The following is a 12,920-nucleotide window of genomic DNA, read 5'->3' on the forward strand; positions in this document are numbered from 1 at the left end:
GCTCGTGGTGTGGCGGGGGGCCGACGGCGGGGAGCGATCGGATGGTCAGCCGGAGCAGGTGAGCACGGGGTTCGCCCAGTCGCCGTGGTCGTTGCCGTTGCCGTCGCCGGCGTCCCCGACGACCAGGTCGACCACCTGACCGCCGGTGACCGGAACGTCGATCGAGATGGCCGGTGTGGAACCGGTGACGGTGGGCGTGGTGATCAGCGTCTTGCCGTCGAGCACCACACTGAACGTGACGGTTCCGGCGTTGCCGTTCTCGTCGTCCATGCCGACGGTCGCGGTGAACCTGCTGCACGTCCCGCCGAGGTAGACCGCGACGTCACTGACGGCGTTGGTGCCGAGCCCCTTGGCGTACGAGGTGCCGTTGATGGTGATCGGGTGGCCGTCACCTGCGGCCTGCTCACCGACGCTGGTGTCCCGCTCGACCGGTCCCCAGCCGTTGGTCGCCGACAGCCAGGGCAGGTCGCTGACCTTGTCCTGACCGGCCGGCGGCACCGGCGGTATCGGGCCGATGATCCGCTCGTCGCTGAACGTCTGCCGGCCGCTCTTCTGCGTCATGGTCGCGGTGGCCGTGATCGCGGCCGGCTTCTCGACGGTCGCCGGTGGGGTGACGGTGAACGTGAACGTCGCCGACTGCCCGGGGGTCAGCCTCGCGGCGGACGCGGGTGTCGGGACGCTCGCCGTCCAGCCGTCGGGCAGCGTGAGCGCCGGGACGACGTTCTCCGCCGCGCCGCGGTCGACGCTCACCGTCTCCGTCGCGGTGAACTTGGTCCCTGCGGTCACCGTGCCGGGAACCTGGAGGTTGACGGTTGAGATGGGCGACTTGGGCATCTTGTACGTGCCCCCGTTGTATCCCGGGCTGTTGTTCTGCACGACCGTCAGTGGGGACGCGTGGCTGCCGTACTTGGTCAGCGTCACGGTGCCCAGGCCGCCGGTGGAGCCGTCCAGGTTCCACACGGCGATCTTGATGTCGTTCGTGCCGTGCGGGTTCAGCACCCCGTTCGGGATCGGGAAGCTGTGCTGCGGCCCGAGGTAGTTCACGTAGTTGCCCATGTGCCAGCCGTTGACGAAGATCTCCGCGCGGTACTTGCGGGACGATGCGTCGCTGATGGTCAGGCCCAGCGAGGTGTCCTGGCCCGACGGCAGCTGCAGCGCCACGTCGGTGGCGTACCAGGAGACGCCCGGCGTCTTGTCGGTGGCCGGCAGTGACACCGGCTGCCAGGCGCCGGTCGGGTAGCCCGGCAGGTACCAGCCGGCGCGCTCGCCGTACAGGCCGCCGACGCTCAGAGGCCCGCGTACGGTGTCCGGTGGCGTCTCGCCGCCCCGGTCGCCCTGCAGTTTCCAGGTGATCGCGTTCGGGGATCCGATCAGCCTGGCGCCGGTCAGCCCGCGGGCCGCCTTGTTGCCGCTGGATTCGTTGTAGTCCTCCTCGTGGCCCATGTTCACGGTGAGCACCGAGACCAGGTTGTCGGGACCGGCGTGCACCGATCCGGCCGGGAAGGTGTACGTCTTGGAACCGTCGGAGGTGGAGCTGCCGAGGAAGACGCCGTTGAGCCAGACCGATGAGGCGGCCGCGCCGCCGCCGCTCTGCGCGGACAACGTGATCCCGGCCTCCTTGCCCGTGCCGGTGAAGCGGCCGCGGTACCAGGTGCTGCCGGTGTGGAAGCCGTAGTCATCGGCGAACAGCACCGGCAGCGTGCCGGGCGTGGTGATGCTGTTCGTCGTCATCTTGTCGGCCACCGTCCAGGTGGAGTCGTCGAACCGGGGCTGGGCCTCCGGCGACTCCTGGGTGTGCACCCAGTTGGTGAGTGCCGGCAGTTCGACCGGGGCCGCGGTCGGCACCTTCCCGACCAGGCTGCCGTCGTCGGACGCCGTGGTCGCGACGTCGGAGCCGTTCCAGGTGATCTTCGATGCCTCGCTCCACACCTCGATCGAGCCGTCGGTGTCCACGTCACCGGTCAGTTCGGCCGTCGAGTGCCTGATCTTGGCGGTGCGCACCAGGTGCGTACCGCGTACCAGGACCGGACCGGAGCCGGTGTCCTGCCGCCAGAACGTCTTCGCCGTGGCCGTGTCCGCCAGCAGCAGGAGCATCGGGTGGTCGCCGCCGGTGATCCGCACTCGGGCGAGGCCGTTGTGCGTGTAGTTCAACCGCAGGTCGCCGGTGGCGGCATCCCAGGTCTCGGTGACGTCGCCGCCGGTGGACGTGACGGTCGGCTTCGAGGCGAACCGCAGCACCGTCTCGCCCGTCGTGCCGGCGTCACCGTAGAGCACGGCGACGTCCTGACCGCCGATCGTCGCGTTGGTCATCAGCTCGGACGTCGAGTACTGCAGCCGGTTGCCGCCGAGGTCGTAGTTCGCCGTGATGATCTTCGACTCGCGGCCGTCCAGCGTGATACCGGTGCCGGGTTGTTGCGGCACGGTCGGGTAGGTCACGGGCTTGTTCGCGGGCACGGTCAGATCGATGGCGTCGATGGCGACGAAGTCGCCGGTCGCGCCGGAGCTGTGCCGGCCGTCCACGACGATCTTGAGCGTGTGCGGACCGTCGGTCAGGCCGCTCTTCTGGAACAGCACCGCCTGGTTCTCGTTGCCGTAGCCATCGACCGTGGTCTGCAGGACGCCGTCCAGGTAGACGTCGGCGAGCCCGTGGTTGTCGACCTTCGATCCGATCCAGCGGACGGCGGTGCCGTTGAAGGGCACGGTCAGCGAGTCACCGGCCGCGTTGGACCACGACTCGGTGTGCTTGTAGTCGCCCCCGGTGTAGCTCTGGTCGGCCACGTGCGACCAGGACCCGGAGTACTTCAGGGCCGCGTCGTTGTCGTCGTAGGTGTAGTCGGCCGGCTTGGTGTTGAAGTCGACAGAGATGTGCGTGCTGTCCTTCGACGTCGACGTGGAATCGGAGTGCCGCAGCACGTGGAACTGCGTGCCGGTGTCCGGGTTCCTCCGCGCGGTGTCGACGATCCGCGAGTTGTCCGGCGCGGTGGCCGAGATCGCGTCGGTCTTGGTCAGCGGCGCCACCGCCCGGGTGAAGTACCCGATGAGCTTGTCCTGGTCGTACTTGGGGTCGAGCTCACGGTTCTCGCGGATCGCGGCGCCGTAGTCGTAGGAGGTGTAGTTCTGCGGCTCGCCGAGCCAGCCCCAGTTGGTGCCGCCGTAGGTCATGTAGAAGCTCTGTGACGTCGCGCCGACCGCGATGTTCTGCTTGTAGAACACGTCGGCGAACCGGTCGTTGATGAGCTGGGCGCATTTGTCGTAGCCGGGGCCGCCCCACGGGTCGAAGGCGCCGCCCTGGAATTCGGCGGTCGCCAGCGGCTTGCCCGCGACATGGTCGTAGCTGATGTCCGGCACGCCGTTCCACTGCGTGGGATTGGAACAGTTGAAGCCCTGCGGGTAGGAGTCCGCGGCGTCCACGTCGAGAGCGGCGTCACCGGCGTTGAACGTGCCGTTGTTGTTACCGACCAGCGGGACCTTGATGCCGTCGGCGAGCGCCTTGTTCTCCAGGTGTTTCATGTACGAGCGTCCGGCGGCGTCGCCGTGGTAGTACTCGTTCTCGACCTGGTACTCGATCACCGGGCCGGTGCCCGTGGTGAGCTGGTGCCTGGCCAGGATCGCGTCGATCTGGGTCTGCCACTCGTCGGAGTACTTGAGGTAGTCGGGGTCGCCGGTGCGGGTGGTCCCGGCCTTGGTGGACAGCCAGCCGGGGAAGCCGCCGCCGTCGACCTCGGCGTTGATGTACGGGCCGGGCCGGGCGATGACGTAGAGGCCGGCCTGGTCGGCCATGTCCAGCAGCTTGTCGACGTCCCGTACCCCGGTGAAGTCGTAGACGCCTGGCCTCGGGGAGTGGTAGCCCCAGTCGAAATAGAGCGAGACGGCGTTGAAACCGGCGGCTTTGAGCTTCTGGAACACGTCCCGCCACAGGTCCTGATTGGGCAGACGGAAGTAGTGGAACTCGGCGGACCAGATGTACGTGCGCTCGCCGTCGATCTTGAAGGAGTAGCCGTCGTACGTCACCGAGTGCGCCGTCCCGGCGGTGACGGGCGCCGCCATCGGAGGTGGTGCGGCGCTCGCCACCGGGCCGGCGCCCAACGCCAGCACCGTGAGGATCATGATCGCGGTCAGGACCGCGCGCGAGCGGGACAGCAGTCTGGGGATGCTGGGGGGCATACGGGTGCCTCGCTTCACAAGCGGGACGCGTTTAAGCCTGTGTAAACGCGATGTTCCGAGTGTGCAGTCTGCGGCTTCTTGGAGAATGACGTCAAGAGGGCTATGTGGCTGTTTCGCGGTCATTCGTGAAGTTTGAGGTCTGTCGCACCCTTGGCCCTGATGCCATCAATGCGGTTTGTCCGCTTCGTGAGTGCCGCCGCCCGCCGTGGGCAGCCGATCCGACGTCCTTGAATGTTGGAAAATGTTCGATTTGAAGCGGGATCTCTTCGAGGTCGATGTGCTTCGGCGGTGTAATCGCATTCCGTCGCTCCCGTGAGCGCGAGGATCGCGGGAGTACCAGCGAGCATCGTTCTAGCGTTTTCGCCGGACCGGCCGTTCCTCAACGGGCTCCCTTGAGCAGGGCCTCGACGAGCCCGCGTGCCTGACGCGCGGGCCCGTCGGCGCCGTGCGACTGCACGGACGCGTAAACCCCTTCCATGACGAGGAAGATCTGGTCGGCGAGCACCGCAGGGTCCTTGACGGCCAGTTGGGCGGTCAGTTCGCCGATCTTCTGGCGTACCCACGCCTTGGTATCGACGGCCAGCGCGTGTGCCTTGGCCGACGCGTCCGGCAACTCGGCCATCGCCATCAGGAACGGACAACCGCGGCAGTGTTCCGGCTGCACCTGCTCGATGAGCGCGTCGAACAGTGACAGGATCCGGTCAGCGGGCGCGCCATCGGCCGTCGCCTCGACGAACCATTGCTTGTAGAGCCCTGCGGCGCGGTCGACGTACGCGGCGACGAGGTCGTCCTTCGACGCGAACAGGCGGTAGAGGGTCGTCGGCGCGACACCGGCCGTCGCGGCGATGGTGTCGACGCCGGTGCCCTTGATGCTGTGCCAGTAAAAAAGGTCGTGCGCCACCGCAAGGATGTGCTCTCTCGTTTCCTTGGCAGTGCGCCTCATGGCCACGTAGTCCACGCGTTAGGGAACGCTCCCTAACATTTGAGGAGTCGACTGTGATCGTTGTGGCTGGGGCTACCGGGAACGTCGGGCGCGAAGTGGTCCGCCTGCTGGTCGAGGCCGGTCAACCGGTACGGGCCCTGACCAGGGACCCGGCGAAGGCGACGGTGCCGGCCGGTGCCACCGCCGTGGCGGGCGACCTGACCGACCCGGCGACGCTGCGGCCCGCGCTCGGCGGGGCCACCGCGTTGTTTCTGCTCAGCGGCTACTCGCCGGACGTCTTCACCGAGGCTTCGCGAGCCGGCGTGCGGCGCGTCGTGCTGATGTCCGGCGGCTCGGTCGAGACCGGCGACCGGTCCAACGCGGTCGCCAGATACATGATGGAGACCGAGGACGCGCTGCGGGCGTCCGGGCTGGGCTGGACGATGGTGCGGCCGCGGATGTTCATGACCAACGCACTCCAGTGGGTTCCCCAGGTGAGCTCAGGTGTGGTGCGGGCGCCGTGGCCGGACGTGCCGTCGGCGGTCATCGATCCGGCGGACATCGCGGCGGTTGCCGCTGAGGCGCTGGTGTCGGCGGACCACGAGGGCCGCGAGTACCCGGTCACCGGCCCGGAGGCGCTGCGGCCGGGGGAGCGGGTGCGGATCCTGGCCGAGGCACTCGGCCGTGAGATCCGTTACGAGGCGCAGCCCGACGACGAGGCCCGTACGGAGATGCTCACGCAGATGCCGGAGCAGTACGTCGACGCGTTCTTCAGCTTCTACTCGGATGGGAGGCTCGACGAGGCAACGGTCTTCCCGACGGTTCTCGAAGTGACCGGCCGTCCGCCGCGGACGTTCGCGGAGTGGACCCGGGCCAACGCGGGACGGTTCCACTGAGAAAGGCGATCGTCGCGCTCCTGCTGCTGATACTGGCCGCCGCGCCGGCGCCGGCGTCGGCCTCCCCGCTCTCGGTCGGCCGGTACGCGTCGCCGATCCCCGGCTCGGTCAACGTGCTGTGGATGTCCGCGCCGCACGGTCTGATCGTGGTCGACTCGGGCCGCACGCTGTCCGAGGCGCACAAGACGGTCGCCGCGATCCGTGCGGTGCACCGTCCGGTGGTCGGGATCCTGATCACGCACGCGCATCCGGACCACGTGGGCGGCCTGGGCGTGCTGCACGAGGCGTTCCCACACGCGCCGATGTACGCGACGGCCGCGACCAGCGAGGAGATCAGGACCGACTCGAAGGGCTTCTACGCGCTGACCAGGCAGATCGACGGCGACGACTACCCGGCCGTGATGACCGTGCCGGACCACGTGCTTCAGCCGAACAAGCCGATAACGATCGGCGGCCTGCGGTTGGAGACCGCCGAGTTCGGCCCAGGGGAAACGGACGCGGAGACGGTGTTCTACGAGCCGATCCACCACACGCTGTTCCCCGGCGACATCGTGGCGAACCACATGACGCCGGCGCTGCTGGAGGAGCACACCTGCGGCTGGCTGTCCGACCTCGACCGGCTGCGCAAGCGCTTTGCCCGGGCGTGGACGCTGTACCCGGGGCACGGTGCGCCAGGCTCCCGCGACCTGATCGACGAGCAGGAGCGGTACATCCGCGACTTCCGTGCGTTCGTGGCACCAGCCGCCGCCGTGGACTCACCGGGTGGTGCGGCGGTCACGCCCGGGGAATTGGCGGAGGTCGAGGCCAAGGTGGCGGCGAAGTATCCGGACTACCCGAATGTGGCGTCCCTGCCAACCCTGATGGACGTCAACGTCACCGCGGTGGCACACGAGATCGCGACCGGTACGCGCTGCTAGTCGTAATGACCCCTGAGGTCCGGGTCGTCGGCGACATCGATAGTTAAGTATCTTTACAAAAGCTGGTCGTGTACCTATTCTGACGTCGTTGGCCTGGAGGGGCCCGCCTCTGGCCGGCAACCATGAAGTGTGCCCGTACGCCCACCTTCGCGCCCCCGCCAGGACGCGTTCGCCCCCGCGCGTGAAGGAGAATGCTCGTGACGGCAGAGAACGACCGAACACGCCGTACCAGGTGGAGAATCCTCGCGGCAGCCGCCGGCGGAGCCATGGTGATCGCCCCAGGCGCCATCGGCGCCCGTGACGCCGAGGCCATCGGCTTCGCCCCTGCCACGGGACCGAGCGCCGCCGGCCTCGATCCGACCGTCGCACCGGGCGGCAACTTCAACCTGTCGGTGTGGGCGCTCCAGCTCCCGATCGGATCGCCCGGCTCGCCGACCACGATTCCGCCGTCGCAGTTGAAGGGCGCGAACGGCTACACGAATCCGGCTTACTTCTGGACCGACAAGAATGACGGCTCGATGACCTTCTGGGATCCCGAGTCCGGGGTCACCACGCCGAACTCCAGCTACGCCCGCTCAGAACTGCGCGAGATGAACGCCGACGGCAGCGCCGCGGACTGGCCGCTGTCCGGCACTCACAAGCTGTCGGCGACCCTGCGGATCGTCTCGGTGACGAAGAACGTCTGTGTCGGACAGATCCATCTCGGCAGTGGCGGCTCGTCGACGAAGCCGCTGCTCGAGCTGTACTACCACTCCGACGGCGACGTGGTCCTCGGCATCGAGAAGTCACCCGACGGCGGTCAGAACACCTACACGCTGACCAATGTGCCGCTCGGCACCCAGTGGAGCTACGTCATCGCGATCGTCGGCGGCAAGATCCAGGTCACCGTCAACGGGAACACGAAGAGCTACTCGATCGCCTCGGGCTTCTCCGCCTACCACCAGTATTTCAAGGCCGGCGACTACAACCAGTCATCGTCGAGCAGCACCAGCAACGGGGCGAAGGTCAAGTTCTACGCCCTGACCGTGGCCCACGGCTGACCGCTCTGGTCCGCGTCGCCGGATCGAGGTGGGGGGTGGAGGAGACCGTCCAGTCCGGAAAGGGCCTGGCCGGGCTCGACGAGCACCAGGTCCGCCGCTACACCTCCCGGTCGACCTCGGCCACGTGGGGAGAGCCGCACGCGGATCGCAGCGACGGGGCGATTCCGCCGAGGAGCTCGTAGGACCTGCGGCGGTCAGCGTGGTCGTACACCGGGGTGGTGACCATCAGCTCGTCGGCGCCGGTCTCATCGAGCAGCCGCTGGAGCCGTCGCCGCACCGTCTCCGGCGACCCCACGACGACGCCCTTCGTACGTTCGGCGATCTCCACCCGGTCGGCGTCGGTGTAAGGATGGGCGGCGGCCTCCTCCGGGCGAGGCAACAGGATCCGTCGGCCTTGTGCTCTGCTCAGCAGCTTCAACCGGAGGGGACCGGCGAGCCACTCGGCGCGCTCATCGGTGTCGGCCGCGATGACCGACACGCTGATCAGGGCCGGAGGTGCGGGGCCGGCCGTCTCGGGAGGCCGGCGCAGGGCCCGGTGAGCGCGGACGGCGTTCACCGCCTCGCCGGGGTTCAGGTGATGGGCGAACGCGTAGGCCAGGCCGAGTGACGCGGCGAGGCGTGCGCTCGCGGCGCTGGAGCCGAGGATCCAGATCGCCGGCCGGTTGCCGATGGCGGGAATCGCGCGTACTCCGTCGTCGGAGGCACCGTCGAAGTAGCCGAGCAGCTCCGTGATCTGCCGGCGGAAGCTCTTGGCGGTCCGCTCGGTCTCGCTGCGTACGGCGTCCGCGGCGCGGCGGGGACCGCCGAGGGCCCGGCCGATCCCAAGGTCGATCCGTCCCGGATGGAGCGCGGCCAGCGTCCCGAACTGTTCGGCCACGACGATCGGCGCGTGATTCGGGAGCAGCACGCCTCCCGCCCCCACCCTGATGCGACGGGTCGCGTTCGCGAGGTGGCCCACGAGCACGGCGGGGGCGGAACAAGCGACGCCGCGCATGCTGTGATGCTCGGGCACCCAATACCGGTGATAGCCCAGCGCATCGGCAGCAACCGCCAGATCGACCGTGGCGAGGAGCGCCTGCCGAGCGGTGGAGCCGGACACGATCGGAGAAGTGTCCAGCACCGAGATGCGCACACCGCCGTGGGCCTTGCCCCTGTCCTCTTCGGCCGTCGGCGCGCCGTGCCCGGAATCGTTGATGGCCACGGTCCGCAGGATAGGACGGTGGCTCACCCGGCCGGCATCGGGCCGATCCGGCCGGGTCCGGAAAGAAACCGTTCAGAGTGTTTACAGAAATCCGGTCCGATGATCTGATGCGGGGGGACGGCCAGCCGAGTGTGCGAGGTGCCGATGCGTCTCCAGACGTCACCGGTCCGGCGTTCGGCGGTCGTGTCCGCCCTGGCCACGCTCGCGACGGCCGCCTCGGTCGTCGTCGCCCTTCCGCCGTCGCCCGCGACCGGGGCCCCGGCGGCGGCCGTGACGGACGGCTCCGCCCGGTTCGAGGTCCTGACGCCGACGTTGATCCGTACGGAGTACGCCGGTGACGGCGTCTTCACGGACGCGACCACCTTCAACGCCGTCAACCGGTCGTTCACGCCGCCGCCGTACACCACGACGGTGACGGCGGACGGCTACCGGGAGATCCGTACTAGCGCGCTGACCCTGCGGTACAAGCAGAACAGCGGCCCGTTCACCGCTTCGAACTTAAGCGTCGCGATCACCGCGACGGGCACGACCGCGCGGCCGGCGTTCCCGTCGTACTGTCCCGTGTCGGTCGCGTGCGAGGGCGAGAACGCGCTGTTGACGGGCAACGCGACGCCCGCCTACGACCACAAGGGCTACACGGGTACCGGATTCGCCTCGGGATACGAGCGCACCGGCAGCGGCGTGCAGTACGACGTCGACGTGCCCAGCGTCGGCACGTGGCGGCTCGCGGTCAGGTACGCCAACGCCACCGGCAGCGACGGCCAGTCCGCCACGCGCACGCTGACGGCGCACGTCAACGGCAACACCGGGCCGCGGTTCAGCCTGCCGCCGACCGGTTCGTGGGACACCTGGTCCACGGCGTCGGTGGACGTCGGGCTGCGCGCCGGTGTCAACACGATCACCGTCGCCGAGGACGCCGGTGACTCGGGCCGGGTCAACATCGACAGTCTCGCCGTCACACCGACCACGGCCACGGGGTACCCGGCGCCGGCCACCGATCTGCGCACCACGGGCTACGGAGCGGGTCCGGCCGACCAGTTGGGCGGCTGGTACCGGTCGCTGGACAATCTTCCGGACGGTCTGCCGGACGTGGGCACGTTGCATCCGGGCCTCCTGGATCGGGGCGGCTGGTACCTGCTGGACGACACCCGCACCGCGTTGCTCGGCGCGAACCACACGGTCGGCGACCGGCCGAGCCACGGCGCACAGCCCTATCAGGACGGCTACTTCTTCGGGTACGGGCAGAACTACAAGCAGGCCCTGAGCGACCTGGGCGCGCTGACCGGGGGAGCGGACCTGCTGCCGCAGACCGCGTACGGCGTGTGGTTCTCCCGGTTCTGGGGGTACAGCACCTCCGACTACCAGAACACGCTGCTGCCCGCGTTCCGGAGGAACTTCGTCCCGATCGACTGGCTCGTCGTGGACACCGACTGGAAGAAGCCGGTGGAGTGGGACGGGTGGAACTGGAATACGGACCTGTTCCCGGATCCGCAGGCATTCCTCGACTGGACGAAACAGATGGGCCTGGACGTGAGCCTCAACGTCCACCCCGAGATCGATGACACCGATCCGAGGTTCCCGGCGGCGAACACCGCCGCCGGCGGCCTGCCGGTCCAATCTGACGGGCACACCCACTACTTCGACTGGTCGAATCCGGCGCACCTGGCCGCCTACCAGGGGCTGCACGCACCGTTCGAGCAGCAGGGCGTCCGGGCCTGGTGGCTGGACTACTGCGGGGGGTGCGGGGCGTCGATCGCCTCGGACCCGCACGTCGCGCCGGACAACCTGATCAACCAGGCGTACGCCGACCACGACACCGGGCGCGGCCTGCGCGGCTTCGCCTTCAGCCGGATCGGCGGCACCGAGCACGGCGGCCTCGACGCCACGAACTTCGCGGTCGGCCCGTGGTCCGAGCGGCGCAACACCCTGGCGTTCACCGGTGACACGTACTCGACCTGGGACACCCTGGCCTACGAGGTGCGGTTCACCGCCGGTGAGGCCGCCGCCGGCCTGACCGGTGTGACGCACGACATCGGCGGCTTCCACGGCGGCCACCTCGCCGACGACATGTACGCGCGGTGGGTGCAGTTCGGCACCTTCCAGCCGGTGCTGCGGCTGCACTCCGACCACGGCGACCGGCTCCCGTGGGACTACCCGGGCGCGGCCCAGTCCGCGGCGCAGCGGTTCCTGCGTCTGCGGGAGGCGCTGGTGCCCTACACCTACACGATGGCATGGCAGGCGGCCCGGACCGGAGTGCCGATCGTACGGCCGATGTACCTGGACTACCCGGCCGCCGACGCCGCCTACAGCGCCTCCGGCGAGTACATGTACGGCGATGACCTGCTGGTGGCGCCGGTCACCACTCCGAATGACGCGAACGGCGACGGGTCGGTGTCGGTGTGGGTGCCGCCGGGCACCTGGAGCGACTACTTCACCGGCGCGACGTACACGGGGCCGGCGACCGTCACGATGACCGCTCCGCTGTCCCGGATGCCCGTGCTGGTCAAGGCCGGCGGCCTGGTGCCCCTCCGCACCGACTACGTGAACGGTCAGAAGGAGAGGCCGGCCGGCGGGCTCACCGTCGACGTCACCGCCGGGGCGGACGGCTCGTTCAGCCTCTACGGCGACGCGGGGGAGGGCAACGGGTACGCGTCCGGGCAGTTCACCACCACCCCGCTGTCCTGGGCCGACGGTTCCCGTACCTTCACGGTCGGCGCCTCCACCGGCGGCTACCCGGGGGCGCCCACCACCCGGGCGTACACCCTGCGCGTCGCGGGCAGCGCCGCGCCCACCGCGGTCCTGATCGACGGCGTGCAGGTGCCGGAGACGGCGTGGGCGTACAACCGCAACAGCCGCACCGTCACCGTCACCACCGACGGCCTGTCGACGGGCACGGCCCACACCGTGACGCTCACCGGATCCGCCGCGGACAACCCGGGCACCGGCGAGGTCGTCGGCGTCGGCGGACTGTGCCTGGACGTGCGGGGCGGTGTCGACGCGGACGGCCAACCGGTCCAGGTCTACACCTGCAACCACACCACCGCGCAGCAGGCCGACCACGCCGGCGACGACACCGTACGGCTGCTGAGCCGCTGCCTGACCGCCGGCGGCACGGCCAACGGCGCGCCGGTCACCATCGCCTCCTGCAACGGTGCCCCCGGCCAGTCCTGGACCCGCCGGGCCGACGGCACGCTGCTGAATCCCGGATCCGGCCGCTGCCTGGACGTCCCGAACTCCAACCCCACCCCCGGGGCCGCCCAGCTCCAGCTGTACGACTGTCTCGGCACCGACGGGCAGATCTGGCGGCTGCCGCCCGGACCGGTCACGGGCCCGGGCGGGCTGTGCGCCGACGTCGCCGACGCCGACCCCTCCTCGGCCGGCGCGGTGCAGCTGTACACCTGCAACGGCACCGACGCGCAGCGCTGGTCCACCCCTGGTGACGGCACCGTCCGGGTGTTCGGCAAGTGCCTGGACGTCAGTCACGGGGCCACCGCCGACGGCACCCCGGTCCAGTTGTTCGACTGCAACGGCACCGGCTCCCAGAAGTGGACCAGCCGGAGCGACGGCACCCTCTACAACCCGCAGTCCGGACGCTGCCTCGACGACCCCGGCAACAGGCAGCGCCCCGGCGACGCCCTGCAGATCTACGCCTGCAATACCAGTACCGCCCAGCAGTTCCGCCTGGGCTGACCCGAGACGACCGCCACGTCCCGTCCCGGTTCAGCGGTCCGGTCCGCCGGTTCCCTGACGGTTCGGCGCGCTCACCATGCCGGTGCGGGA

General features: G+C 69.4%; 7 protein-coding genes. 4 read left to right on the forward strand and 3 right to left on the reverse strand.

Features of this window, described 5'->3' with window-relative positions:
• Positions 1-45 precede the first annotated feature (45 nt).
• Both NDW01_RS37310 and NDW01_RS37315 read right to left on the reverse strand, forming a co-directional pair.
• Entirely contained in the window at positions 46-4,164 is a 4,119-nt protein-coding gene (locus NDW01_RS37310) for a beta-galactosidase (RefSeq protein ID WP_252829117.1), read from the reverse strand.
• Positions 4,165-4,543: 379 nt separating this feature from the next.
• Positions 4,544-5,122: a TetR/AcrR family transcriptional regulator gene (locus NDW01_RS37315; protein ID WP_252829118.1), complete on the reverse strand. Its 579-nt coding sequence runs from the start codon at positions 5,120-5,122 to the stop codon at positions 4,544-4,546.
• A gap of 38 nt (positions 5,123-5,160) precedes the next feature.
• Between NDW01_RS37315 and NDW01_RS37320 the strand changes: the two genes are divergently transcribed.
• The 3 genes from NDW01_RS37320 to NDW01_RS37330 all read left to right on the forward strand — a co-directional run bounded on the left by NDW01_RS37320 (position 5,161) and on the right by NDW01_RS37330 (position 7,939).
• Positions 5,161-5,982, forward strand: a complete 822-nt coding sequence (locus NDW01_RS37320; protein ID WP_252829119.1) for an NAD(P)H-binding protein — start codon at positions 5,161-5,163, stop codon at positions 5,980-5,982.
• A complete protein-coding gene (locus NDW01_RS37325) occupies positions 5,949-6,899 on the forward strand; it encodes an MBL fold metallo-hydrolase (protein WP_252829120.1) in 951 nt (316 codons plus the stop codon). The genes NDW01_RS37320 and NDW01_RS37325 overlap by 34 nt, the downstream gene beginning before the upstream one ends.
• 266 nt (positions 6,900-7,165) lie before the next feature.
• Positions 7,166-7,939 (forward strand): polysaccharide lyase family 7 protein, encoded by a 774-nt coding sequence (locus NDW01_RS37330; protein WP_252829121.1) that lies wholly within the window; start codon positions 7,166-7,168, stop codon positions 7,937-7,939.
• Positions 7,940-8,036: 97 nt separating this feature from the next.
• Here the strand turns inward: NDW01_RS37330 and NDW01_RS37335 are convergent, their stop codons facing one another.
• Positions 8,037-9,140 carry an LLM class flavin-dependent oxidoreductase gene (locus NDW01_RS37335; RefSeq protein ID WP_252829122.1) on the reverse strand — a complete coding sequence of 368 codons (1,104 nt, stop codon included), beginning with the start codon at positions 9,138-9,140 and terminating at the stop codon, positions 8,037-8,039.
• 144 nt (positions 9,141-9,284) lie between these two features.
• Between NDW01_RS37335 and NDW01_RS37340 the strand changes: the two genes are divergently transcribed.
• Positions 9,285-12,830 (forward strand): ricin-type beta-trefoil lectin domain protein, encoded by a 3,546-nt coding sequence (locus NDW01_RS37340; RefSeq protein WP_252829123.1) that lies wholly within the window; start codon positions 9,285-9,287, stop codon positions 12,828-12,830.
• Positions 12,831-12,920: the final 90 nt, after the last annotated feature.

Source organism: Actinoallomurus soli (genome assembly GCF_024055715.1).
Lineage (GTDB): Bacteria > Actinomycetota > Actinomycetes > Streptosporangiales > Streptosporangiaceae > Actinoallomurus > Actinoallomurus soli.

Coding starts and splice junctions, on each gene's coding strand:
- NDW01_RS37340 (WP_252829123.1), top strand. CDS start 9,285: ATGCGTCTCCAGACGTCACCGGTCCGGCGTTCGGCGGTCGTGTCCGCC.
- NDW01_RS37310 (WP_252829117.1), bottom strand. CDS start 4,164: ATGCCCCCCAGCATCCCCAGACTGCTGTCCCGCTCGCGCGCGGTCCTG.
- NDW01_RS37330 (WP_252829121.1), top strand. CDS start 7,166: ATGGTGATCGCCCCAGGCGCCATCGGCGCCCGTGACGCCGAGGCCATC.